Raw genomic sequence first — 25,058 nt, 5'->3', positions numbered from 1 at the left:
AATTGCCTCATAGCCGAACTTTGTAAGGGAGAAATGCTTTACACCGCCTCGCTCACGATAGCGGATGTACCCCATATCGAGCGCCTTCATAAGCGCCGGCGTCATTTCTTGCCGCCAGTCGATCTCGTGGGCTGGCACGTCCTCGGCACCAGCTTCATACAGGCTTCGCAGTACCGCGGTGAGATCAGCAACCATATCGGATCTTATTGCTCTCCGTTGGGCGGGTTGCAAGAAGCGATTGCACATTTCATCGCCGGCGCGGGTGTTCACACCAAGACTGACTTTTCCAGTAGTCGAGTGGTCTTTGGGCGTCAGGCCGATCCAGGCGGCAAAATCTCGCCCGACCTCGGATCTGGCGTCTTCAGTTGCGGCCCGCTTGACACCGCCTGCCCGTTTCCGACGCGTTGGCGTAATACCAACCGTCATTGATCAGAACCCTTGCGCCCATTGCCGTCGGCCAATTGACATGATTTTCCATGGCCGCTCCTGTAGTGTTCGCCAAGCGTAGCAGCAGTGGTCGACGATATCCTCGTAGGACTTGAAGACGCGGTTGGATAGCCAGTTATCCCTCATGAACTGCCAGATGTTTTCGACGGGATTCAGTTCCGGCGATTTCGGCGGCAAAGGCAGGATGGTGATGTTTTCTGGGACGGCCAGGTTGTTGGACATGTGCCATCCCGCCTGGTCCATGATGAGAATGGCGTGCCCATCCTCAGTGACGTTTCTGGCGATTTCAATCAGATGCTGGTTCATGGCATGAGTATCGCACCAGGGCATGACGAGGGCGGCGGCCTTGCCGTGCTGGGGGCAGATCGCGCCGAAGATATAGGCCGAGCGGGTGCGCTGGTCGTGCGGCGCAGATGGCCTTGATCCACGCTTGGCCCAGCGGCGGGTGATCTTGTTCTTCTGCCCGATACGGGCCTCGTCCTGGAACCAGATTTCGATCACTTTGCCCTTGGCGGGACCGGCGGCGATTTCTGCCACAGTGGTGGGGAAGTTTTTTTAAATGCCTCAGCCGCCTCGGCATCCTGCGCATGATGCCTCGGGCGAGCCGAGAGCTTGCGGTAGCCCATTGATCGCACTTCGCGACCCAAGGTCTCTTCACTCACCGAGACCCGGAACTCTTCCCAAATCCACTGGGCCAGATCACACAGACGCCAGCGAACGACGCCGTCGAGATAAGGCGTGGGGCCGCGCTCGATGGCTTGTGCCAGGGCTGTGCGCTGATCTTCGTTCAACAGTGACGGCTTGCCCGGAGCCTTCCCGTTGACCAGCCCGTCGGGACCGCGTGCGTTGAAGCGAACCACCCAGTCGCGCACGATCTGAACTGTCACGCTGCCGATCCGAGCAGCATTTGCGCGAGAGCCGCCATCATAGTTCGATGCGAGGGCGAGAAGACGCCGAGCTTGGTCGGCATCTCGTGTCTGCCGAGCCAGACGCCGCAACCCATCCCCATCATACTCTGACCGCAACGAAATCGCCGAACCCATCGCAAACCTCCTGTTTGCGCCATCGATTCAGATTCGTCGGCTTTTGGGAATCATGAGAGTCAGACTCAGTGACGATTGGTATAAGACACGTCCGTAACGACGTCGTTTAGCGACGTGTCTTCGCTGGAGTAGCGATGCGTGTTGAGATTCTCGGAGCAGAACGTCGGCGCCGATGGGGTGATGAGAGGAAGCTTGCCATTGTCCTGTCGGTTGGGATCAACGGGGCAGCGGAGAGTGAAGTCGCGCAGCGGCCCGATCTGACGCGGAAGCAATCTACACCTGGCGCCGTGAGCTGAAGAGCAAGGGGCTGCTGTCTTCGGCGTCGGTGGAAACTTTGTCTTCCGGTGGATTTGTCCGCCGAGCAGGATGTGAACGCTTTAGCTGATATGCTCTTGCCCCGCCGATGGTGATCGAATTGCGATTGAGCCGAAATGGCCGCCGGCCATGCTGGGTCTGAGCGCAACTTCGCAAGGAGAAATGGTCATAGAATCCGGTTATTCGCCGGCGCCGATACCGGCGCGGAGCGCGAGCGCCTGGGTCAGCCACGCCCAGTGGATCGCGTGACTCGCTCGAAGTGGGCCTATGCCAATGTATGAGTGTAGATCTCTAGCTATTCTCAAGCTCGCGCCCGAGCTTGTACAAACGCTCGGCGCTGCCAACAATCGCTCGTAGATACTGATAGCGCTCTTTCGAACCCGCACTCGTTTTCGAGCTTGCTTCAACGAGACCTACCTCAGGCTCACGCCCGAGCAACTGACGATACGCCTCAATCAGGAAGTCGTCATGCTGAGGCATGGAAATAAGGTGGTTCCAGTCTTCCACCTTCTTCGCGCGGGTTGAGATTAACCATCCATCAGCAATGTTGAAACCACTGTCGCGGAGCCCGACGGCATGCAGGTAGACCCGCAACGTCTTCTCCGTGAATCCATTGAAATGAAAATCACCCGGATGGGCTTGATTGCCGAAGAGGCAAACCTTCCAGTTGTGAATCACCTCAAACGTACCGCCGGCACGCATAATGTCGATGACGCCGTATACCCAGGACGTCTGAATGTATACTTCTCCACCCGTCCTCAAGAGCGCAGACCAATCGAAAAGGGCGTTCATCATGTAGGCGCGCGGAATATGCTCAAGAACGTCCTTGGCGTACACCTCGTCAAAGTAGTCTCGCGGCAAATCGTATAAGTCATTGTCGATGACCAGCAGGTCCGGACTACAGGCGGTATCGCTGTCAATATTAAGATACCCAGGCATTTTGTCGTATCCGCAACCGATGTTTAATTTTCGCGGCAGGCTATTTGTCTCGTCAGGCGAGCTAACTTCGGGTTTCTTACCTATGATACGAGACAGCAACGACATACGAGACTCCAAACGGTCAAAGGTTCCACTACGACTTCAATACATGATCGAAGTATGGGACGATAGACCCGATCACCCGCATACCCAATATGCGAACGAAGTATCATTGGGGACAACGTTCTTCGCACTTTTCAGTTATCCAGTCAGAGGCGAACGTGACGTTGACAGCGGCGTAGCGAGCAATACTTTGTCAGAAGAGACGAGCGTTAAATGCCTATCAGTACAAGCGGGTTTGTGTTCGCGCTGCAGGGAGGAAGCGTTCCCGCTCCAAGGGCGATACGGTGCAGTGAAAAACGCCAACGCTCGGACGATCGCGTCTACCGGAAGCATTTAGCGCACTCAGAGCATCTGACGTGCTTGTGCGCGCTGCCACACTTCACATATAAGTGCGGCATCCTACACAATTCAACGTAGCCCGATGAACTTCGCCACATACCAAGATACCGGAACAGAAATCCACGGCTATCTAGTGCCGGATGGCTTCGCCACAAAACCCAAAGTGTGTGTGCGAATCAATGGAGAAGCTCAGACTACCGAAGTTGGCTGCTGGCTATACGTCGATGGCGCATACAAGCAGGGCCTACATGAAACCGGAAATGTCGCATTCATTCTGAGCGACGACAACGTGCCTGGTATCAGTACAGCCGCCCAAGTTGAACTTTCCGACCCCGAAAGCGGGTTGATCTTTTATCGCCGCGCCGTACCCGGACAGTATATCCCCAAAAAGGTCTTTCGACTTGAAACATCGTATGTACCGCAAAGCGAATTAGACCTGTGCTTGAAGCCCTATTTCCAATTTTTTGAACACCGGGCGGAGCACTACGGATTTGAGACAGTGCGCCAGATGCTGGAGATCCTTCACCAGCCATCTGTCTATGTCTCCGCCCGCGTCTTGCTGAAAAACTACCGCATCTACATCGATTACAACATAGACATAACCATGGTTGCCTTGCGCGACCCCTTCTATGAACTCGCCTTGCGAATAGTCATTCTCAGTCGATACGGTCAACATAGATTCGGTTTCGTCTCGCCCCGAGACAAGACGTTATTTAAACCGGTCATGGAATTGTTTGATGGTCTCAATTTCCGCGATGAAGGGGCAGTTCGCAGAAAGATTCGCGGCGCGCACAAGGATACCATAAGCTTACTAGCGTCACCCTTTACACAGCAGCTAGTTGCCTCGAATCCTTCGGAACCCGCACCGCTCGATGCAGTGACAGGTGCGCTTGATGCTTTGTCACAGTTCACTCTTTTTGATGCTGGCCAAGATGACACCAATTACTCCAGAAGTATTTCGGAGTTACTTGGACTACCCGAAGGCTCCGTGCGCATGAAACCACAGCTTGAGGCAGTGCACCAGTTGGCGGACATCCTCAGGGAAATAGACACAGCCAGGCACCTACTAGAAACGGACCTAATTCTATACCACTTTATCCAGAAGGCTCATCACCGAGCACTTAAAAGTATTTGATTTCAATTAATGTGTCGTGCATGCTATACGCACTTGCAAACGGTTCCATGAGCATCCACTAGGAGTTACATCAAAATGCTTCCCTTCAGCCTGAAAAGCCTCGTCAAAAGAAATAGTCTTCTTTGGGGTGAAGACGTTGCCGAGGATTATCACGGTGTGGCAGCACGTGACATGCAAATCCACTGGGATACATACATAGCGCCAGCGGTCAGCCGGCACCCCATCGACTACACCAGTGTTGTTGATTTTGCGTGTGGTTATGGTCGGAATACTGACCTCTTATTGCAGCATGCTGATCACGTCACTATGATAGACGTAAACAAACACAACGTGGAATACTGCCAAGCAAAGTACGCTGACAATGCCAAGGTGACCATCAATGAATGCAACGGGTATGATCTACGTAACATTGCTGACGGATCGTGCACTTTTTTCTACACCTTCGACAGCATGGTCCATTTCCCCCCAAAGATCCTGAAGGCATATATTCCGGAGTTCTTCCGGGTGCTTACCTCGGGTGGATATGCCTTGATTCATCATTCCAACTATACGGCAGCGGGGCCTAACGCAGACTTCAAGGCTAACCCTCATTGGCGGAACTATATGTCTGCTGAACTGTTTGCCGACATTGCCAAAGCCGCAGGGTTTACTGTTGCCGAGCAGAAAATACACCCTTGGGCTGTTCAAGACCTTGATTGTGTTTCCGTTCTTAGAAAGCCCTAGCTTCCGGCTCAATCGGCCCGCCTGATGGCGATCGCGGCGATGTGGACAATGGCGAGTTTGTCGTACCGGGTTGCGACACGGCGCCAGTCCTTGAGACGGCAGAACATCCTCTCAATGACATTGCGGTTGCGATAGGCCCTTGCATCGAAGGGATGAAGGCGCTTTCTGGTTGGGTTGTTGGGGATCCTCCAATGGAGAGTCTGAAAGGACATTTCGCCGCCAGTAGACGGAACTTGGTTATTCTATGCCTAGGCTGCCGTCGCCGGTTCCTTCGTCCAGCGAAACGCCGGGCCATCAGTCCACATCCGATGCATGATCACCGATAGTCTTCGCGCCAAGGCGACGGCTCTCTGCAAGCCTCGGCGTTTGGCGACATTCATCGCCCAAGCTTTGGCCACGACCATTTCTGTACCCGTGTCAGCAGCGATTGCGCGGCTTCATGGAGCAGCGCTCCCATCATGGCGTTACCGCAGCGTGAAATGCGTCCGACACGACCCTTTTCGCCCGATTGATGGAGACGAGGCGTCAATGCCAGCGCGGGACCGACGGCCTTAGAGTTCCGGAAGCGGGCCGGAACGATGGTGCTGGTGTAGGCCAGCGCTACCACTGGACTGAAGCCGGGGATAATCATCAGCCGCCGGCACGCCTTGTCGTCCCGAACAACCGCCACCAACTGACGATGCAAGGTTATGAAGGCCTCACAAAGCTTTCTCCGAACTGTCAGCAGCGGCTCCATGATGCTGACTAGGTCCGATATATCTTCGACCAACTCGCGGATGTGTCCCTCGAGGCCAGCGGCGCTAACGACGCCGACTTTGGTTCGAAGTTGCGCACCATTCCCCGCATATCGTTCGTGAGCGTCCGGCGAAGGCATTTTCGCTTGGTTGAGAGGCCGATATTATAGGCCGCGCTTCATCTCGTCTGCCATAACGCGTTCGACCACATCCGGATCGCATTGTTCATCGACGAGAAACTGGCGGATTCCACCATCCCATGTCCGTATGTCTGCGAGAAGCTCCTGGAGGCCCTCGACGCCATCTCCAGTCAAGCCTCTTGTACCGTATTCGCTTCCGTCACGGACTTGGACCATTTCGCCCTCGGCGATATTGTCCAAGTTGCTGGTGACTTCCTCGAGCAGCTCGAGGTTCTCGCCGATCATGTCAGCGATCTCTTTAAGCGTGTAGATAGTCCTCGAGCGGGCCATCAGGCAGCCTCATGTAGGTCTTTTGCCGGCATCCACTGCCACGGCAGTAGTTCCTCAAGGCGATCCTTGGGGTGATCCTGGATCCGAGTCAGGACGTCTGTCAGATAGACCTTCGGATTGTGGCCATGTAGTTTGGCTGTTTCTATGATGGTCAGAATATTGGCGATGCGCTCTCCGCCCTTGTCTGAGCCAGCGAATAACCAGTTTTTTCTTCCGATTCCGAGCGGGCGCATGGCTCGTTCAGCTATATTGTTGTCGATCTCGACGCGCCCGTCATCGATGTAGACGCTCAATGCTGCCCACCGCGACAGGGCATATCGCATCGCTTCGGCCAGCTTCTGTTTCTGCGGCAACGTCGGGAGCGTATCCTCCATCCAGACCTTCAGGTCTCTCAGAATGGGCCTAGCGTGCTCTTGTCGTAGCGTTTGGCGCTCGGTGGCCGTCATGCCGCGGATACGATCCTCGATATCGTAGAGCGCGCCGATGCGAGACAGCGCCTCCTCGGCGACCGGTGATGGCTTCAGCTTGATTACATCATGGAACTTGCGGCGCACGTGCGCCATGCAGGCCGCCTCGATGATCTGGTTGCCGTAAAGCTTCTTATAACCACCATAGCCGTCGGCGTGCATCACGCCGCTGAAGGCAGCGAGATGGTCGGCTGGATGAGCGCCCTTACGGTCGGGGCTATAATAATAGGCGATGGCTCTGGGAGTTGGATCTTGATACCCGCTGCCATCAAAGACATAGACCCAGACCCTGCCTGTTTTTGTCTTCCCGCGCCCAGGGTCAAGAACATCGACCGGGGTATCGTCCGTATGTATTCGGTCGACTGCCGCAATGTGGGACCTTATCAGCAAGATGAGGGGAGCAAGCAGAACTGACACGCAGCCAACCCAGTCCGCCATGACGGAGCGGGAGATGTCTATTCCCATCCGGTCGTACATCTCGGAGATGCGATAGAGTGGAATATGATCGTCGAACTTGGCGACCATGATGTGCGCAAGCAATCCCGGTCCGGGCTTGCCGCGCTCGATCGGCAAGGTCGGCATTTCGCCGGATACCGTCGTATCGCAGTCCTTGCAGATCCTGCGCTTTTCGACGTGTCGGACAATCTTCACAGACGCCGGTACGTGCTCCATCACCTGGACCACCTTGTCAGCCGCTTTGAGGAAAGACGTGCCACCACAGGCTGGACAACTGCAGGGCGCCGCATAGACCAGTTCTTCGGTTGGCAGGTCATCCGGCAGAGGTTTGCGCTTCGGCTTACCAGGTGCGTCATCCAACTCCGGCAAGGGGGCTTTCCCGGAGCGCATCTCAGCCTCGGCGCGGGAGGCCTCGATCTCCTCCAGCATCAGCTCAAATTGCTCGATCTTCCGATCTATCTTTTCCGAGGAAGGGCCATGCTGCCGATGGCGGAGCAGCTCTAACTGTGCGCGCAGAAGGCTGATGATGGAGTCGCGTTTACCGACCTCGGCTTCTTGCTCGCTGAGTTTCGCCGCCTGTTCAGCGACGAGCGCGCGCAAAGCAGATAGCTCGTCCTGACTGTCCAAGGGCGTTGTTTCCATGCCCCAAAACGTAGCTGATTTGCGCCAGGAGCGCTAGCAATTTGCACGGATTCTCTTGTAAAAACAGTAGCTTTCATCCCGTTCGGTCGGGAGCGGAAGTCCACGCCGGTCGGCGCCAATCGATACCCTCGACAAGCATGGAAAGTTGGGCCTGTGTCAGGTGCGCCACGCCATCCTTCGCCGTCGGCCAGGGAAAGTATCCACGCTCAAGGACCTTGTAAAACAGGCAGAACCCTTGGCCATCCCACCAAAGAAGCTTGATCCGATCCGCGCGTTTGCCGCGGAAGCCGAAGATGGCACCGGACCCTGGTGCCTCCTTTATAACCGTCTCGGCCAGCGTCGATAGACCATCAATCCCACGCCGCATATCGGTCACACCGCAGGCCAGATACACCCGCACATTTCCCGAAGGCCCGATCATGCGGCCTCCACACAGGCGATCAACGATGACAACAGCTCAAGATCCAAGTCAGCGGCAACTCTGAGCACGCGGCCGTTCCCCAAAACGATCTCAACATCCTTGGACCTCGACCGAACACCGCTCCCCTTGGAACCATCGGCGGGGCATTCCAACGGCCCGATAACCGAAACCGGGATAAACGATGCTGTCTTTGAAGCTTCCAACTTGGGCGGCGAGAACTTCTTTCGCCAGGCGTATATCTGCTGGGGAAGAATATCATGGCGCCGCGCTACAACCGAAACGCTGCCGTCGACACCGAAAGCTTCCTGCATATCGAAAGCTTCAGCTCTGTGGACCACCGACGCTGTCGCTCGGCACCAGTTAGGATCTCAACTTTGGCCATTCATACCTAGTTACGTCACAGATGATTCATTTGTGACGTAACTTGCACCACCCGAGCCTTCCGACAAAATCGGCTCACCGGACGCTCACTATCGTTCTCGATGGCAATAGCCTTTTCCTTCACTAGCTTGCGGGCCGTCAGCAACGCCCGCCGTTTCTGGCTGGGGAGCGTCTTGACATCGACAGGACAAAACAAATTGACGCCTATCATCTGTGCGATGCCGCGCGCATCATTGCGGTCCGTTTTGTTAATCTGGGCCCTCAGGAAGGCTCTGGCATGGCGCGTCTCGATGCAGATGGTGGGCAGCCCAGCTTCCACCATTCCGCTGAATAGCCATTGTGAAAGTGGACCAGCCTCGAGACCGATCCGAACCAGCGGCACGGCAGGATCCTTCAGAATCCGCACCAGATCTTCAGGATGGCCTGGGACTTTCGCAGAACCGTACCCCTTTCATCCAGAATACATACAGAGGTCTCTTTCAGAGAGACGTCCAAACCCGCATAATGTCTCATGCTCCGTTTCTCTTATGACGTTTGTGGCCGTTGGAGAGACCACGTTTATCATCAGCCCGAAGCGCAGCACCCCCTATCCAAAATCCTCAAAGATGGGCTCAAGCCGAAAACCCCATCAGACCCTAGCCACATGGTGAAACCTCCAGGGTGAAGCGCTAGCGCATTATCGGCTAATGCTGTCTAGCCCTTTAGCCCAATGCCCGCACAGCCTCGACCACCTCCAAGCCACCAACCTTGTCGGCATAGGCAGCCCAAACCTTTCGTGCGCCCGCCACCCATTCTTCGCGATCTTCGGCGGCAAGGAAGCGCGCACCCGCCGTTTTCGCTACCTCGACCGAGGCCGCCTCATCGGCGACGATCAACGCGTTGAAATGCCGTGCGCCTTCTATGGCTGCATCCCGGAAGACGTCCTGCTCTTCGGCCGTCAGGCCGTTCCAGAAGGGTTTGGCAAAAATGATCGCGCCCGATGCCCAGATGTGACCGGTCTCGATCACATCTGGCACGACCTCGTAGAGCCTGAAGCCGGCATAGGCCGACTTCGTCAGGTCCATCGCGTCAACGACGCCGGTTGCAAGCGCGTTGTAGGTCTCGGTGATCGGCAAGCCGACGGGAACCGCTCCGAAGCTCTCCCACAGTGTCGCATGCAGCGGGCTCTGGATGACGCGCAATCTCTTTCCTGACACGTCGCCGGGACGCGTCAGCGGCTCTTTCGCCAGCAGATGCCGTGCGCCGTAGTTGACATAATCTCCAACGACGAACCCCTGTCCCTCAAGCTTCGCCTTCAACGCATCCCCAGGCTGCGAAGCGACTGTCGCGCGAACATGATCGGCATCACGGAAGAGGAATGGCATGTCGAAGAGCTGGCTTTCAGGCGCCCAGGCGGACAGGGCAGAAAGAGTGGAAAGGCTGCCCTGAATGGCACCCAGCCGTAGACCTTCGTTGACATCTTTCTCGCCGCCGAGTGCTGCATTCGGCACGATGTTGAAAGAAAATCGTCCCGGAAACTTGGCTTCGATGAGATCGCGTATCTTGAGCCAAACCTTGGTCTCCGGCTTGTTTTCACCCAGCAGCGAAGCGATGAGTACGGGGCGTGCGGCGGCCGCCCGGCCCGTCAATGCCGGAGCGGCCAGTGCGGAGGCGCCGGTTGCAAGCAGGCTCAGGTTGAACGCACGACGATTGAGGCGAAGCATATCCATTCCCTCCCTTGGGGTTCAGAAGCAGGCGGCAAGCGCCGCAGAAAAACTGAGAAGTGCCAGCGCCGACAGCAGCGCGAGCAGATACGGCCGCGACGCGGCAAACAGTGCGACAACAGGGACACCGGAAGCGTTGCCGACGGTCTGGACGAGGATGCCGACGGGCGGCGTTAAACCACCGATCATCAGATTGACGACCAGGATGACGCCGAAATGAATGGAGTCGATACCGGCCGAGACGGCGACCGGCAGGGTGAGCGGTGCAAACAACAGGATCGCCGCACCGATATCAAGGAACAGTCCAACGCCCAGCAGCAAAAGATTGAGCGCGGCAATCACCAGAAATGGGTTGGACCCGAGCCAAGCCGCTGCAGACGACACCTGAGCGGCCACTCCATCAACGGCAATTAGGAACGCGAAGGGCGTGGCCGAACCGATCAACAACAAGATTGCTGCGGTTTCGCGCGCCGATTGCCGGAAGGTAACTCCAATCTCTTGAATCGCCGTTCGCTTCAAGATGGCCGCGACCAAGGTATAGGCGGCCGCAAGTGCAGCAGCCTCGGTCGGCGCCACCACGCCTGCGCGAATGCCGGCAACGACGATGATGCCGAGACCGAAGGCGGGCAGCGCCCGAACGCCAAGTCGTCGACACTCTCCGGCCGATACCCTGTCGGCGCTCGCTGTCGTCGCACCGTTGAAATGGATGGCAACAGCAAGCGTTGCCGCCATGACCAGCCCTGCGACGAAGCCGCCGGCCAGGAGCTTGCCGGTCGATAGATCCGCGGCAGCAGCAAGGATTAGAAGGGCAATCGATGGCGGGATGATGTTGTCGAGAACCGAGACGGCAGCAATCAACGCCCCGGCGCGTTCAGGCGGTGTGCCGCGCTTCGTCAGCTGCGGCATGAAAGCGGCGGTGCCGAACGCCGCATTGGCGATCGACGAGCCGGAAGCGCCAGAAAAAAGCACGCCGGTCAGTAGCACCGTCTGTCCGAGCCCGGCGCGACGATGGCCGACAAGGGCGGCGGCGAACCGAACCAGGTCGCTCGCAATCCCGGACGCGGTCAAAAGCGCCCCTGCGAGCAGAAAGAATGGAATGGCGGTGAGCAAATAACGCGACATGCCGGACAAGGTGGCCGCCGCCATCGCCTCCTCCGGCATCGGCGCGCCGAAAGCGACAGCGACAGAGGCCGCGGCGATAAAGGCATGAGGGAGCGGCGTTCCCGCGAAAATTGCCGCAAGTGCAAGACAGCAAAGGATGACGCTGGGCGATGTCAGGCTCAAGATCGGCGCGGCGCCGACCGCCCAATGCGCTCCGGCGGCAACCACCAGCATCGAAACGAATGCGAGAAAGCGGCGCTCTGCGAGGTGGTGGAGCAGAATCGCAACAATCGCCAGCACGCCCCCGGCGCTCAGCACCGCCGGACGCAGTCCTTCCGACAGGCCGAGTGACGGTGATACGCCGCCAAGATCGAGCGCCGCTCTACCGCTGCCGAACATCAGGATGATACAAGCAAGCAGAGTGATGGTGCCGGAGAACAATGCGCGCAGATCCCGAAGTGCGATGCGCCTTGGCCAGAGCCACGGTTCGGTGTTGCCACCCCCAACGAACTGCGACGAGCGGCGTGAAACTTGCGCATGGTCGTGGCCATGACCAGACGCCGGTCCTCCCTCAAACAGATCGATCCGCAATCCCCTAGCGGTCGAGGCAAGCGGCAACCCGATCGAGACAAGTGCCACCAGCAACCAGCTCGCCGCTTCCTCTGCCCCGGTAAAACCGCTTTCCGCCACGTAACGGAGGAGAACCGAGAAGGTGATGGTGACGAGCAGGAGCGCAAGCAGAAACGCTCCGGCAAGCTCTAGCGTTCGCTCCAGTTGCAGCGAAAACGCCTGCGCAGCGTTAGCGATCATCGGGCTGCCACCAACGATGGAAGTGGTGGACTGGTCCCCGTCCCTGCCCGACTTTGAGATCGCCGGCGGCAACGATGGCACCGTGAAGATAATCCTTGGCGGCAATGACGGCGTCTGCGAGTGACATTCCGCCTGCAAGCCCGGCAGCGATCGCCGCCGACAGCGTGCATCCCGTGCCGTGATCATTCGTCGTCTCAATGCGCGGCGCCGTCAGCCGAACGGGGTCTCCTCCATCGAAGAAGATATCCGTCGCTTCGGGGCCATGCCCATGCCCGCCCTTGATCAGCACCGAACGCGCGCCGGCCTTCAGAATGATCTCCGCCTGCCGGGCCATCTCCACCTCATCCGTCGCGATCGCGCGCCCGGTCAGCAATGCCGCCTCCGGCAGGTTGGGCGTGGCGATCAGCGCCAGTGGCACCAACTGCTCGGTCAAAGTAGCAATCGCATCGGGGCGTAGCAGCGGGTCACCGGATGTGGCGACCATCACAGGATCGAGCACTGCCATCTTTCCGTATCGGCGAAGTCCGTCGGCAATGATCGCGATCGTCTCTCCGCGGGACACCATGCCGATCTTTACCGCGCCAACGGCGAGATCCGAAAACACCGCATTGATCTGTGCTTCCACAATTGCCGGGGAGATATCCTCGACTGCCGTTACACCCCTGGTGTTCTGCGCCGTGATCGCAGTGATAACGCTCGCGCCATAGGCGCCGAGAGCCGAAAACGTCTTCAGGTCTGCCTGGATCCCAGCCCCGCCGCCGGAATCCGAGCCCGCAATGGTGACAGCAATGGCGGTCATCGCGAAGACTCCGCCAGAGCCTTCTCGACACAAGCGCGCAACTCGCGCGTGGCCGCCGCTGGATCCACAGCGGCGAAGATTGTGGAGATGACTGCAACACCATCGGCTCCGGCGGCAATGACTTCCGCGGCGCGCTGCGCACTGATGCCGGCAATGGCGCCGACCGGCAGGTCCGGCTTGGCCGCCAGAAGCGCGGCACGAAGTGTGGCGAACCCTTCGAGGCCAACAGGCGGATCGGGGTTGTGCTTCGACAGCGTCTCATAGACCCCGCCGATGCAAGCATAGTCGATCGGCGAGGCAATCGCCGTCTCAGCGTCCGCTTCGTTCTTGACCGTCAAACCGATAATCGCGGTATCGCCCATGATCGAGCGCGCTGTTGCCGCATCCATATCATCCCGGCCGAGATGAACACCATCAGCACCGGCTGCGAGCGCCACATCGATGCGGTCATTGACGACGAAGGGCACACCGGTGACTGCAAGAGCAGCGGCGATCGCCCGCGCCTGTTCGATCATTTCCCGTGTCGAGCTCGTCTTGTCGCGATACTGGATCAGCGTCGCACCATTGAGCGCGGCGATGCGTGCCAGATCAGCCAAACTCGCCTTGTCGCCAAGGCGGGCATCGACGAGGGCATTGAGGCGATAATCAACTTTCGGCATGGGAAATCCTGGCATTGACAATGATATCTTCGGGGCGCAGCGCTGCGAGCGCATCACGGAAGAGAGCTTCGAAGGTACCGGGCCCACTCGAACGCTCCCCAGCGATTTCGGCGGCGATGCCGCTCGTCAGCAGTGCACCCGTGGCGGCCTTCAGGCGTTCCGGCTCGACCGCCATGAAAGCTGCGATCAAGGCGCCGGAGAGGCACCCGGTACCCGTGACCTGCGCCATGAGGGGGTGGCCGTTCTCAACCCGGATCGTATGTAGATCCAGTGTGAGTTCATCGACTGCCCCGGTCTTGATCCTCAGCGCGCCATTGGCGTTACCGACGATATCCATCTCGCTTGCGTTGCCGCGAACAACGGAAGGGCCAGCTGCGATGAGTTCCCGGGCGAAGACAAGCCGCGACGGCGAATAGTCGCAATGCACGGGATCGACGATCCACGGCTTGTCGGCATCGCGCGCAACCGCCGCTGCCAAACGGATCGCCCTCCGGCGCTCTTCATCAAGCGTACCGAGATTGACGACGAGCGCATCGGCGCGGCGGGCAAAAGCCTCGACCTCCTCCGGTGTCGATGTCATCGAGGGGATCGCACCCAGCGCTGCTAACCCATCGGCTACAAACTTCTGCACCACCGTGTTCATCAGGCAATGCACCCGCGGGCGCTGCTCCCGCACAAGCGCCAGCGATGCAGCAGCATTTTCGACGAAGCCCGACGTGCCCGTCATCGAATTTCCACCGCGATATCGTCGACAGCAGGTGCCTTACCGATCAAGCCACTTTCGGCGAGAAACGCCCCAAACCGCTCGTATCGACCACGATCGAGCGCCGCCGGCCTTTTGGCGAACCGCGGCAGCGTGTCCGTGAATGCGCTACGGTTGAGTTCGTCGTCAAGATTCGGATAGGCCCTGATGAACAGCTTCCAGGCTTCATCCGGATGGTTGGTGAGGAAGATCGCACCCCGCTCCACTGCGGCGAGGAAGGGCCGCAAGCGCTTGTCGGCAAGTTTTGCCTTATCGGCGACGAAGACAAGTTCGTCATAGACAGGCACGCCATGCTCTTCGGGAAAGAAGGACCGGCCCTCATGTCCCTCAATCCGCATCTGCGTCAGTTCAAAATTCCGGAAGCCGCCGATCGTTGCATCGACCTTACCGGCGATCAGCGACGGAGACAGGGCGAAGTTGACGTTGACGAGCTCGACGTCTTCTTTCTTGAGACCGGCCGAGGCGAGCATTCGGCCGAGCATCGCATCCTCGAAACCGGACACGGAAAAGCCGATCTTCTTGCCCTTCAGATCGGCAAGGCTGCGGATCGGACCGACGTCAAGGACGGTGACGGTGTTGAGCGGCGTCTCGACCAGAGTGCCAATGCGAACAAGCGGCAGGCCTGCGGCTTGATCGAGATAAAGGTTCGGCTGGTAGTGCACGCCGATATCCGCCTGCCCGGCTGCGACCAGTCGCGGTACACTTGATGGGTCGGCGGGTGGTACGAGTTGGACCTCGAGCCCCGCATTTTCGAACAGACCGAGTTCATTGGCGACAACGATCGGCGCGTGGTCGGGATTGACGAACCACTCCAGCATCACTGTCAGCTTTTCAGCGGCAGTTGCTGAGCCGGCCGAAAAGACGACGCCGAGTGCGAGGCTGGCGGAAAGCAGAGATTTACGGATCATGATGTTATGAACTCTCCCAATTGATCTCAGAAATTCAGGTTTCCCGCGCCCAGTGCGCGAATGGACGGGTTGCCTCATCGACGAGCAGCCTGAGGGCGACGACAAGTACGGCAAGAATGGCCATCGCAGCGAAGACGACATCGGTCTGCATGCGGGCATTTGCCTGGACGATAACAAAACCGAGCCCGGCCGAGGCGCCAACCCATTCGCCGACGACAGCGCCGAGCGGCGCCAAGGGAGCCGCAACGCGCAGGCCGGTAACGAGCCCCGGCAACGCCAGAGGCAGTCGCACGAGCCTTAGCGCCTGCCAGTGGCTCGCCTGGGTCAGCGCGACGGCATCGAGGATCTGCGCGTCGGTACGGCGTAGGCCGTCCGAGAAAGCGGAAACGACGGGAAAGAAGATGATGATCGCCGCCATCACGATCTTCGAGGCCATGCCGAAGCCGAACCACAGCACCAGCAAAGGTGCGATGACGAAAACGGGAAAGGCCTGGAGGACGAGCACGAAGGGCCAGGCGAGCTTTCCAAGCCGCGGAAAAGCCGCCAGCCCGATAGCCGTCGCAACGCCGAACGCCGTGCCGACCGCGAGCCCGGCCAGCATTTCCGCGATCGTCACCAAGCTCTGCTCAAGCAGAAATCCCGGCTGCCGCGCAAAGACGGCCAGTACCTCGATCGGCGTTGGTAACAGATAGCGCGGCGGCGCAAAGACGACGACCGCCCCTTGCCAGAGGACAGCAAGCACAGCAAGGCTACGAACAAATGTGAAAGCCAAGCCCATCGCCGGTCAGCCGACGCAGCAACCCGGACAAAATGCAAACCCTCCATCCGGCGGCAACTTGGCAAAAGACAGCATCGATCGATCTCCAGACAAAATATCACGGAGACCCAGGTGAAAGCGAAGACGCGATTAGTTTGCCGAAAGCGGCTCTTTTCCCGTTCCTACGCCGGCATGACCCGGATCAGGTTCAAGGGTCCGGCTCACCGCCATCTCAGCACTGCATTGTGCTCCCCTCGGAATGGTCTGATTTTATGAAAGAATCCCAGGTGACTGTCAACGCGACTTCGACGATTCTGCCTAGAAAAGGCGAAGATTCCAGAATTGCCGACTTAACTACGAATCCCGCTCAAACGGCGCACACATTGAGGTGAACGTTGACAACCGCTGCAGCTCGAATTCCAAAGACAGCCAAGAATTCGTGGAGAGTGGCTACGTCGACGCTTAAGACCCGGACAGCCGCCAGCGACGTGCCTTACACCTGCGGAGGCTATTCAGACCGCCATGACGTGCGCGTCGGCGCCAAAGGTTACTCCGAGAAGTCCAAGCAAAGCGACCCGTAATGCGCCCGAAGAATTTATCCTCTTTAGGTGCGTTGCGCGAGCTCTGCCCAACGGTCCTATTTCCACAGAAATATGTCCACAAACGACCGCCGCTAGAAAAACTGCAATTAACTGCGTTCCGCAACCAGTAGGTCGCTTGCGCGGCGGCTCTCCCGTCGGGCATAATCTGCTCGGATGAAATCAGTCCAAATCAGCGGCATCTCCGGTTAGTCTTAAGTAAGACACAGAATTGCAATGATCTGATTTCGCTGAGATATATTAGAGGGCCTCGGGACGCCGGTTGTAGGTTTATGATAGCAGATATGAATGCCACTTGGTATAAAACGTTTCTCGATGTCACAGCTCGTCAATGGGAAGCGTTTCCCGAAATAACGAATGATGGCGTCATACTGATAGACCTAACTCACGATTGGATAGAGTATTTATTGTATTCTCTCCTGATAGCAAAAGGTTTACAACTTGAGAAAAAGTGCAAGATTGTCGGCTTTTGTTTAAATACTTCCGTCGTTGCGCAATCATGCCCGAAATTGAACATCAGCGCTATTCGGGAGATTGCTAGGGCTCACGGCGTCCACGAGGTTATATATCTTTCCAAAGACGACTTTGAGAGAGAATTCGGCGGTACTTTTCGAAAAGCATTCACAATCATAGAAGACATGCTACAAGATGATAATGAGGCCCGACATTTCATAAACGACGTTGACAAATCTAGAGCGCATATCCTGACATGTGCTTATGAAAGCGCCTTACGGGCTGGTCTCATTCCTTCATGCGAAGGGTTCGGCCGTGAGATCTTTGAAGCTACGCTAGAGGCCAAATACGTCGATGAGTATTTATCGACGTTCTTCAATACTGAAAATGTTGTTGCCGTAGTTGCTGGGCACATGGATTACAATCCATGGCGACTTGCATGTCATCATGCTACGTTGAGAGCGATCCCAATCTACAACTTTTTCACTGGCCGAACTGTTTCTGTCTGGCGGTTAGCGCCTTCTGCCGACGAGCCGTTTGGGGCAACAAAAGCGCGAGCGAATGCAGCGGCTTTTGAAGCGTCGAAAGAAGCGTTAAAAAACAGTCCGTGGGCATACGGGCACTCAACGCTTGCAGTACCAACCAAAGGATGGAGCACTATCCCGACATCGCTATCAGCAGCTGGCGCTAGACCTCTCTTGAAACGTTACTTTGCGAACAGATACCCCTGGCGTGACGGGAAGCCAATCGTATCTGTCTTTGCGCATACTTTTTCCGATATCCCATGCTCTGACGCTCAAGTTTTCCGTGATCACTCGGAGTGGCTGAGGGAGACCTTGTCTTTCGCAGCGTGCGATGAATCAAAGAACTGGATAATCCGCCCACATCCGCTTGATAAGGTCTATGACCGCACTGGGCTAATTGACCAGCTACGGGAACAATATGCTGAGGTAAGTAACATACACTTTGCTGATGCTAGCCAAGGCGCTGTGGAGTGTTTTTCGATGTCAGATCTTATAATTACCGTCCGGGGAACGATTGGTATCGAAGCTTCAGCGGCGGGAATCCCTTGCATTCTCGCCGGTGCCGCACCTTATTCGCGCTGCGGATTTTCTCGGCCATGCCACACCCGGGAGGAGTACTTCTCCCTTCTGTCAGGCTCAGAGATTCCCGTTATGAGTGACCGTGAAAGGTGGCTTGCGCAGGCATTCCTACTTTTTGAATCCACGCTGGCGAATGTTCAATCCGAAGCGCTTCCCGAGATTTGTAGCTTTTGGGTTGATGAGATGACCTATTTTCAAGAGGCCTCTGAGCGGCTGAGCCGTTACTCTATCGAACGCGACCCCTTCATGAACGCACTCCGAGCGATTAGTACGGCAGGAGAGGGAAGATTTGTTTGGCCCATTTCTCTGTCGGAACCAAATGAGCGACCGGCGCTGACTTCGAGCGATGGCTTCCCGTTGTACTTCACACCCTGGCGTTCGGGCATAAAAACAACTGTCGACGGATTTCATTCCGCCGATGAATCGGGAACTTGGTCGAGCAAAGTCAAGGCCTCTATTCTTTTGCCGGCCGCACGCGAAAACGTAAGGCGATTGTCCTTAACCGGCAGAAAGCTACTCGAACATCAGAACGTGAGCGTGCGGACGCTATCGGGTGCGTTGCTCACGGTAGATTGGACTGATAAGGATTTCCAAACTGTCGATCTTGACGTGGCCGGCCAGCTTGACGGAGAGGATAATTTCACCATCCTTGAGTTTGAGGTATCGGAAGTCCTGTGTCCGGCTGCAATTGGCTTGAATGGGGATACCCGTTTGCTCGGATTCTGTCTCCAATCTCTTGGGATTTCGTATGATTAACGGAAATAAAAGCGTGGTCGCGATAATTCCAGCGAAAGGCGTCTCCCGGCGAGTGCATGCGAAGAATTTACGTATGCTGGGTGGAATGTCACTCATCGAAAGAAAGATAAAGCAGCTTGCAAGTTGTAACTTGATTGATCAAATCATCGTTGGGAGCGACTCCGATGATATTCGTCAAATAACGCAGCGTAACGGCGCCGAATACCTCAACCGCGAACCTTATTTCTGCGATGAGTCCCGTTGCTCCGCGAATGAAATGATTGAAGACCTCGTATCTCGCGTTTCGGGCGACATTGTGCTTTGGGCGCATTGCACCAACCCGTTTGTGGAGGCGTCAGACTACGCTCGTGCTTTGTCAGCGTTCGCGACGGCTAGCGCCGACGGGTACGACTCGTTGATGTCTGTTACTCGGCTCCAAAGCCATATTTGGACGGCAAATAAGAAACCGTTGAATTTCGAGCCGTTGAAGAGACCGCATCAACTTGCATCCACGTTGGAACCTATTTTCTTTCAAGACGGCGCCATATTCGTTCAACCTCGAATGAATATGGTCGAGAATAGTTACTTTTACGGACTCAGTCCTTATTTCTTTGAACTTTCAGGAATGATATCATTTGACGTCAATACTATGGATGACCTTGCCCTAGCGGAATGCATCATGGAAAAATCTCGACGCGTGGATTAATATTCTCCGTCCGATCTAGAGCAAGCACGGTACGGAAAATCCCACAGCGATCTTTGATGCGTTCGGAGGCGTGAAATGCGCTTCATTGCGCGCTAGGCGGAGGACGGCCATTTCTGGGGGCCGCCCTGGATTGACGATCTAGGTTCTATGTAAGGGGCCGGCCAAAGGGTTTCTCAAATCCTAGAGAGGTTAAAGAATGCCAAATATCGACGTTGAGACGACAAGCCATCGACGGCCGATGGCACAACCTGTGGGGAAGGTTAGCATTAACGTAGCCTTGCAAAGGCAACTTAACGTCATGCACGCGGTAGTCATGCGTGATATCAGGAGCCGATACTTTAATCACGGATTGGGTTTCCTGATCGTCCCGTTGTTGCCAGTGGCTCACATTGCTATGTTGCTAGGCATCTACAGAGTCACAGGACGCGAAGCCATATTCGGAGACGATATGGCATTGTTCTTCGCGACCGGTCTGTTTCCGGCTCTAACGTTCACCTACATATCGCGGTACATGTCGGTTTCGGTCGTAGCCAACAAAAGCATGCTATCCTTCCCAGCAGTCCATCTGCTCGATATCGTTTTAGCCAGGTCGTTTCTGGAGTTCATCGGGATTATGGTCTCGATGTTCGTCATATATGTAATCCTGCTTTCTATCGGTTCCGATCCGATACCCAGGTCCCCTGATACCGCCCTTCTCGCCCTACTGAGTACGATAGTGCTGTCGATCGGCGTGGGGATCGTGGTTAGTGTAATTTCCGCGATGTTGCCGATGTTCCCGATGGGGTACGCCCTCTCGATGATTGTCGTGTATCTCAGCTCAGGGGCCCCCATCTACCTGCACGGTTTCCCAGAACAGGTGGTGTATTATTGTTCCTTCAATCCCGTTTTCCATGCTGTCGAATGGATGCGCAGTGCTTACTACCTGGGATATCCTGCGGAAGACCTCGACAAGACGTACCTATTGATGTGGGGTTTCGGAAGCGTGGCTGTGGGTCTATTGATGGAGCGCTATCTAAAGCAAACAATGCTGAGCAACTGATGTCTCTACCGAAAACAGCCCCTTAGAGGCGCCGTACCGGAAGCGCCGTTTGAATCTGACGCGCTCCCGTTGAGTTAGACCATTTGGAGGTGGAATTTTCCACTTATTGAACCGCCCCAAGTTTCTGGACCAGCGGAGGGTAGAGTTTTCCGGCCTATCTCAGGGAAGCGGGCTGGCGGCGCTTCCCTGATTCATCAGTGAGATCGGTACCTTGTTGCCGATCGCACCATGGGGCCGAAACTCATTGTAGTCTCTGCGCCAATCCTCCATCTTTTCGCGGGCGTCCGCAAGGGTCAGGAACCAATGCTGGTTCAGGCACTCCGCTCGGAAGCGGCCGTTGAAGGCTTCGATAAAAGCATTGTCCGTGGGTTTACCCGGCCGTGAGAAGTCCAAGATCACGCCCTTGGCATAAGCCCAAAGGTCGAGATCGCGGGACACAAATTCCGTACCTTGATCGACACGGATCGTCTTCGGATAGCCAACCTGGCGGCATACCCGTTCCAGCGTTTGCACCACGTCTTCACCGCGATAGCTGTGATGCGGATCAAGCACTGGCACGTAGCGTGAGAAGGTGTCGACCACCGTCAGAACCCGCAGTTTCTTTGTTTCTTTCCGGTCGCGAGCTGATCGTGCACGAAGTCCATCGCCCACACGTCATTCGGACCGATCGCCATCTGCCGATCTTCCCGAAGCTTTGCCTTGACCCTGCGCTTCGGCGTCTTGTTGCGCAACTGCAAGCCCAAGTCTCTGTAAATGCGATAGGTTCGCTTGATGTTGGTGCCCCAACCTTCGCGTTCCAGCAGCACATGCACACGGCGGTAGCCGTAGCGCACGCGCGTCTCGCAAATCTCCCGAATACGACGTTCCAGACCGGCCTGATCGGCACGACGGGAGGTGTAATGGTAGGTCGACCGATCAAAGTCGAGTGCACCGCAAGCACGCCGGATCGAGATCGTCCAATCCCGGCACATACCCTTCACCACCTCCCGCTTCCGAGCAGGCCTTAAAGCTTTCGCCGAATGACATCCTGCAGCATCTCGCGGTCCAGCGTCAGGTCGGCAACGATCTTCTTCAATCGCGCATTCTCGTCCTCGAGCTGCTTCAGCTTCCTCATCTCCGGCGGCAACAAACCGGCATATTTCTTTTTCCAATTGAAGTAGGTCGCCTGGCTGATCCCCGCCTTGCGGCAGATCTCTGCGACCGTCACCCCTTCATCACCCTGCTTCAGAATGAACGTAAGCGTTGCGAGCGCCCCACATTTCATTGAATTTCAGTTCGCGCATAATTCCGATCTTTCGAGATTGAGAGGTGGGAATGATGGATCTGGTGCCAATCGAGAGCGACGAGCAAGTTGTGCCGCATAGTGCTGATGACAGTCATCAGCACTATGCGCAAGGTAATGCAGAGCGGGCTCGATCGACGTCACGTCGTGTCGAAGTCATCATCGGCGAGGATCGCCGCCGTCGATGGAGCCCGGAGGACAAGGCGAAGATCACAGCGGCGAGTTTTGTGCCCGGGGCCAATATCTCTGCCGTTGCGCGTCAATACGGCGTCAGTCAAGGCTTGTTGCACTATTGGCGTCGCTGCGCCCGCGAGAGCGCATCGGATGAGCAGGAGATGCGTTTCGTGCCGGTCGTGAAACTTGGTGACGAACAGCCTCAACCATGTCTCGGGAGGTCGCTGACCGTTCGCGTTGAGATTAACGGCGCTTGTGTCGTTATCGACGGCGGCGTTGATGAGCAGGCGTTGCGGACGGTGTTCAGCGCGCTGCGGGGTTCGGCTTGATCACGCTTCGAACGATTTACGGATCCTGATTGCTTCCAAGCCGGTCGATTTTAGGAAAGGCATAAATGGTCTGGCAGCGCTGGTATCAACCACGCTTGGCGCGAACCCTTATTCGGGCGACGTGTATATCTTCCGCAGTAAGCGCAATGATCGTTTGAAGATGGTGGCTTGGGACGGCAGTGGCATGGTGTTGGTGACCAAGGTTTTGGAAGATCGTCACTTTACCTGGCCTGCCGTTCGTGACGGGGCCGTTCATCTCAGCGCCAGCGAAATGGCGCTTTTGTTAGATGGTCTGGACTGGACAAAAGTAGAGCAAAGGCCCGTGAAGCGCCCTACAAAAATAGCGTGATCTTATTGTAATCCATGGACAATTCCGCGACTTTTGGCTAGTGTTTGCCATGCTCAACCGTGGCCAACACCTGCCTCGGGACCCAGACATTCTGGTCGGTATGGTCCTGGAAAGAGACGCTGAAATCGAGCGTCTGAAGGGCATGTTGAAGGCTGCCAACGCGCAACCTTTTGGGCAGAAGTCCGAAAAGTGCATTGCGGTTCTCGAAGGGCAGATCCGTCTCGATCTAGGGGACGCGGAGCTTGACGTTGCGGTGGATGCGACCACCGATGAGCCAAAGCCCGCCAAGGCGCCGCGTCAAGCAAGCTCCAAATCTCAACCTCGCCGCAACCTCGGTGCCCTCCCTGAACATCTTGAACGCGTCGTTGAGGTCATTGAGCCATCATCGTTGGAATGTGCCTGCTGCCAGGGGCAACTCCATCGCATTGGTGAAGAAGAAAGCGAGGCCCTCGCGTCACGGCCGGCCACGCTTTATGTTCTGCGCACGGTGCGACCGAAGTATGCCTGCCGGGCTTGTGAAACCGGCGTTGTTCAGGCCAAAGCGAAACCGCGGTTGTTCGATGGCGGCCTGGCGACGACGGCCATGATCAGCAATGTGGTCGTATGGCGATATGCCTGGTACCTGCCACTCAACCGCCAGGTCCAGATGCTGAAAGGACAAGGCGTCCGTTTAGACACATCAACGCTTTGCGGTTGGGTGAAACGGTCAGCCTGGTGGCTGAAAACACTCTACGACAAGCTTTTAGCTTACATTCACAGCCATAGCCGGGTGTTTGTGGACGAGACCCGGATGCCTGTCCTGAAAAAGGGCAGGAAACGCGCCAAGATCTGTCAATTCTGGGCGCATGCGGTGGACGATCGCCCATGGAACGGTCCTGCGTATCCTGCGGTTGCCTATGTGTTTGCCCAAGGTCGGGGCAAGGCAGAAATCCAGTCGCAACTGGCCAGCTACAGTGGGCTTCTGCAAGTCGATGCGTATAAAGCTTATAAGAGTTTGACCCGACCCGGTCGTAAGTCCGGACGGATTACACTTGCCTATTGTCTGGCCCATGCGCGCCGCAAGTTCGTCGATGTGTATAAGAAATACAAATCGGAGCTGGCCAAAACGGTGATCGAGCGCCTGGCCGAAATCTATGCGATTGAAGCTAAAATCCGCGGCACGAGCGCCGAGCATCGCCTGTCTGTTCGTCAGGCGAAAACCAAAGGCTTGATGGCTGACCTGAAAGCGCTTCTGATGGATACGATCACGGACATATCCGCCAAGGACCCTGTCGCATCTGCCATCAAGTACACTCTGGGTCTTTGGTCTGGCCTAACGCTGTTCCTGGAGGACGGTAGGCTTGAGGTCGATTCCAACACCGTGGAGCGCTGAGAGGTATTGCGCTTGGACGCGTCAACAGTCTGTTTGCTGGCAGTGATGGCGGCGCCGAAACCTGGTCCATTTTAGGCTCCTTGCTGACGACAGCCAAGTTGAACGGCCTCGATCCCTATACCTGGCTCAACGACGTGCTTGAACGCATCGTGTCGGGCGAGATAAAATCGACCTCCCTTGAGCGTTGCCTTCCATGGCAATGGAAGAAAGAACATCCCGATATGAACATGGCGGTAGCTGCGTGAAGCGGCCCAGGCGTGCGAAACCTTTAACCTTGGAGCAACTGGAGGCCTGGTTCGAAAAGGTCGAGCCGGCACCTCCTTGCCGCGACGTCTCGATGATGAATGGCTTCCTGACCGGCCTGGCGGCTGGACCGGTCTTCCTGTTGCCCAATGACTGGATGATCCATGTCATTGGCGATCACGAAAAGAAGGCCTTCATCGGCAGCAAGATCCAGGCGGTGATCGATACGATCGTCGATCATTATAACCTCATAGCCCACCAGCTGACGGCGCCCGGCCGCTATGCGCCAGTGTTAATGCGGACTGACGAGGGCGAAGTGCTTGCTGGCGACTGGGCCGACGGATTCTTCGGAGCCATCAGCTTAAATCTCGGGGAATGGGCACCGCTATTCGCTCAAAAGCAGACCGGCGATCCGATCATGGCTATTCTTCTTCACTGCACAAAGCCTGAGCTGATCCAAATGATCTCGACAGCATTCCCCAAGCCTCCCGAGGCCATTCTCAGAGATGCCTGGCGTACGCTTCCGTTCGCGGTCGAGGGTATTTACGCGCACTGCCAGC

22 protein-coding genes, 5 pseudogenes and 1 riboswitch are annotated in these 25,058 nt (G+C 56.6%); of the genes and pseudogenes, 9 read left to right on the top strand and 18 right to left on the bottom strand.

Annotation, left to right across the window (positions count from 1 at the left end; all coding sequences use genetic code 11):
• Window positions 1–165: 165 nt before the first annotated feature.
• The 3 genes and pseudogenes from IB264_RS31050 to IB264_RS31040 form a co-directional block, all read right to left on the bottom strand.
• Window positions 166–381 (bottom strand): annotated as a pseudogene (locus tag IB264_RS31050) (transposase); the annotation flags it as partial.
• Window positions 382–429: 48 nt separating this feature from the next.
• Window positions 430–1,490, bottom strand: a protein-coding gene (locus IB264_RS31045; protein WP_192434895.1) for an IS630 family transposase whose coding sequence is annotated in 2 segments (ribosomal slippage) — window positions 430–998 and window positions 998–1,490 — 1,062 coding nt in all. Because the reading frame shifts where the segments join, the coding sequence is not laid out codon by codon here.
• Window positions 1,491–2,096: 606 nt separating this feature from the next.
• Window positions 2,097–2,849 carry a methyltransferase gene (locus IB264_RS31040; protein ID WP_192434893.1) on the bottom strand — a complete coding sequence of 251 codons (753 nt, stop codon included), beginning with the start codon at window positions 2,847–2,849 and terminating at the stop codon, window positions 2,097–2,099.
• A gap of 418 nt (window positions 2,850–3,267) precedes the next feature.
• Between IB264_RS31040 and IB264_RS31035 the strand changes: the two genes are divergently transcribed.
• Complete coding sequence (locus tag IB264_RS31035) at window positions 3,268–4,320, top strand: hypothetical protein (protein ID WP_192434891.1); 1,053 nt, start codon at window positions 3,268–3,270, stop codon at window positions 4,318–4,320.
• Window positions 4,321–4,395: 75 nt separating this feature from the next.
• Entirely contained in the window at window positions 4,396–5,043 is a 648-nt protein-coding gene (locus IB264_RS31030; protein WP_192434889.1) for a class I SAM-dependent methyltransferase, read from the top strand.
• Window positions 5,044–5,051: 8 nt separating this feature from the next.
• Here the strand turns inward: IB264_RS31030 and IB264_RS31025 are convergent, their stop codons facing one another.
• The 14 genes and pseudogenes from IB264_RS31025 to IB264_RS30960 all read right to left on the bottom strand — a co-directional run bounded on the left by IB264_RS31025 (window position 5,052) and on the right by IB264_RS30960 (window position 16,135).
• The gene (locus IB264_RS31025; protein ID WP_375154990.1) at window positions 5,052–5,255 is read right to left on the bottom strand and encodes a transposase; all 204 of its coding nucleotides are present in this window, start codon (window positions 5,253–5,255) and stop codon (window positions 5,052–5,054) included.
• A gap of 36 nt (window positions 5,256–5,291) precedes the next feature.
• Window positions 5,292–5,934 (bottom strand): annotated as a pseudogene (locus IB264_RS34930) (transposase); the annotation flags it as partial.
• 7 nt (window positions 5,935–5,941) lie between these two features.
• Window positions 5,942–6,247: a hypothetical protein gene (locus IB264_RS34925; protein ID WP_234908105.1), complete on the bottom strand. Its 306-nt coding sequence runs from the start codon at window positions 6,245–6,247 to the stop codon at window positions 5,942–5,944.
• The gene (locus IB264_RS31010) at window positions 6,247–7,812 is read right to left on the bottom strand and encodes an IS66 family transposase (protein WP_192434885.1); all 1,566 of its coding nucleotides are present in this window, start codon (window positions 7,810–7,812) and stop codon (window positions 6,247–6,249) included. The genes IB264_RS34925 and IB264_RS31010 overlap by 1 nt, the downstream gene beginning before the upstream one ends.
• A gap of 73 nt (window positions 7,813–7,885) precedes the next feature.
• Window positions 7,886–8,233: an IS66 family insertion sequence element accessory protein TnpB gene (gene tnpB / locus IB264_RS31005; RefSeq protein ID WP_171521380.1), complete on the bottom strand. Its 348-nt coding sequence runs from the start codon at window positions 8,231–8,233 to the stop codon at window positions 7,886–7,888.
• Window positions 8,230–8,544: a transposase gene (locus IB264_RS31000; protein ID WP_192434883.1), complete on the bottom strand. Its 315-nt coding sequence runs from the start codon at window positions 8,542–8,544 to the stop codon at window positions 8,230–8,232. Before IB264_RS31000 ends, tnpB (IB264_RS31005) begins: the two co-directional genes overlap by 4 nt.
• A 116-nt stretch (window positions 8,545–8,660) precedes the next feature.
• Window positions 8,661–9,127: pseudogene (locus IB264_RS30995) on the bottom strand (transposase); the annotation flags it as partial.
• A gap of 188 nt (window positions 9,128–9,315) precedes the next feature.
• Window positions 9,316–10,317, bottom strand: a complete 1,002-nt coding sequence (locus IB264_RS30990) for a TRAP transporter substrate-binding protein (RefSeq protein WP_192434881.1) — start codon at window positions 10,315–10,317, stop codon at window positions 9,316–9,318.
• A gap of 21 nt (window positions 10,318–10,338) precedes the next feature.
• Window positions 10,339–12,228 carry a TRAP transporter large permease gene (locus tag IB264_RS30985; protein WP_192434879.1) on the bottom strand — a complete coding sequence of 630 codons (1,890 nt, stop codon included), beginning with the start codon at window positions 12,226–12,228 and terminating at the stop codon, window positions 10,339–10,341.
• Window positions 12,218–13,027 carry a bifunctional hydroxymethylpyrimidine kinase/phosphomethylpyrimidine kinase gene (gene thiD / locus IB264_RS30980; RefSeq protein WP_192434877.1) on the bottom strand — a complete coding sequence of 270 codons (810 nt, stop codon included), beginning with the start codon at window positions 13,025–13,027 and terminating at the stop codon, window positions 12,218–12,220. The genes IB264_RS30985 and thiD overlap by 11 nt, the downstream gene beginning before the upstream one ends.
• Window positions 13,024–13,686 carry a thiamine phosphate synthase gene (gene thiE / locus IB264_RS30975; protein ID WP_192434876.1) on the bottom strand — a complete coding sequence of 221 codons (663 nt, stop codon included), beginning with the start codon at window positions 13,684–13,686 and terminating at the stop codon, window positions 13,024–13,026. Before thiE ends, thiD begins: the two co-directional genes overlap by 4 nt.
• Window positions 13,673–14,413, bottom strand: a complete 741-nt coding sequence (locus IB264_RS30970; RefSeq protein WP_192434875.1) for a hydroxyethylthiazole kinase — start codon at window positions 14,411–14,413, stop codon at window positions 13,673–13,675. The genes thiE and IB264_RS30970 overlap by 14 nt, the downstream gene beginning before the upstream one ends.
• Complete coding sequence (locus tag IB264_RS30965) at window positions 14,410–15,354, bottom strand: ABC transporter substrate-binding protein (protein WP_192434945.1); 945 nt, start codon at window positions 15,352–15,354, stop codon at window positions 14,410–14,412. Before IB264_RS30965 ends, IB264_RS30970 begins: the two co-directional genes overlap by 4 nt.
• A gap of 37 nt (window positions 15,355–15,391) precedes the next feature.
• Entirely contained in the window at window positions 15,392–16,135 is a 744-nt protein-coding gene (locus IB264_RS30960) for an ABC transporter permease (protein ID WP_192434874.1), read from the bottom strand.
• Window positions 16,136–16,276: 141 nt separating this feature from the next.
• Window positions 16,277–16,379, bottom strand: a riboswitch (TPP riboswitch).
• A 618-nt stretch (window positions 16,380–16,997) separates the two neighbouring features.
• Between IB264_RS30960 and IB264_RS30955 the strand changes: the two genes are divergently transcribed.
• The 3 genes from IB264_RS30955 (at window position 16,998) to IB264_RS30945 (ending at window position 20,749) form a co-directional block, all read left to right on the top strand.
• Window positions 16,998–19,025 (top strand): hypothetical protein, encoded by a 2,028-nt coding sequence (locus tag IB264_RS30955; protein WP_192434873.1) that lies wholly within the window; start codon window positions 16,998–17,000, stop codon window positions 19,023–19,025.
• Between the two features lie 13 nt (window positions 19,026–19,038).
• Window positions 19,039–19,710 (top strand): cytidylyltransferase domain-containing protein, encoded by a 672-nt coding sequence (locus tag IB264_RS30950; protein WP_192434871.1) that lies wholly within the window; start codon window positions 19,039–19,041, stop codon window positions 19,708–19,710.
• 196 nt (window positions 19,711–19,906) lie between these two features.
• Window positions 19,907–20,749, top strand: a complete 843-nt coding sequence (locus IB264_RS30945) for an ABC transporter permease (protein WP_192434869.1) — start codon at window positions 19,907–19,909, stop codon at window positions 20,747–20,749.
• Between the two features lie 159 nt (window positions 20,750–20,908).
• Here IB264_RS30945 and IB264_RS30940 read toward each other — a convergent pair.
• Window positions 20,909–22,013 (bottom strand): annotated as a pseudogene (locus IB264_RS30940) (IS3 family transposase).
• 50 nt (window positions 22,014–22,063) lie between these two features.
• On the opposite strand from IB264_RS30940, the gene IB264_RS30935 reads away from it, so the two are divergent.
• The 4 genes and pseudogenes from IB264_RS30935 to IB264_RS30920 all read left to right on the top strand — a co-directional run.
• On the top strand, window positions 22,064–22,534 hold the full coding sequence (locus IB264_RS30935; protein ID WP_192434867.1) for a transposase: 471 nt from the start codon (window positions 22,064–22,066) through the stop codon (window positions 22,532–22,534).
• Window positions 22,485–22,883, top strand: coding sequence for an IS66 family insertion sequence element accessory protein TnpB (gene tnpB, locus IB264_RS30930; protein ID WP_192434865.1), 399 nt, complete (start codon window positions 22,485–22,487; stop codon window positions 22,881–22,883). The genes IB264_RS30935 and tnpB (IB264_RS30930) overlap by 50 nt, the downstream gene beginning before the upstream one ends.
• A 49-nt stretch (window positions 22,884–22,932) precedes the next feature.
• Window positions 22,933–24,500: pseudogene (locus IB264_RS30925) on the top strand (IS66 family transposase).
• The coding region (locus IB264_RS30920; RefSeq protein WP_192434862.1) for a UPF0149 family protein at window positions 24,497–25,058 on the top strand (562 nt) is incomplete at its 3' end. The pseudogene IB264_RS30925 and the gene IB264_RS30920, both read left to right, overlap by 4 nt.

Origin of the sequence: Ensifer sp. ENS11 (assembly GCF_014851895.1) — a bacterium.
Lineage (GTDB): Bacteria > Pseudomonadota > Alphaproteobacteria > Rhizobiales > Rhizobiaceae > Ensifer > Ensifer canadensis.
This window is presented reverse-complemented; position numbering and strand designations above follow the sequence as displayed.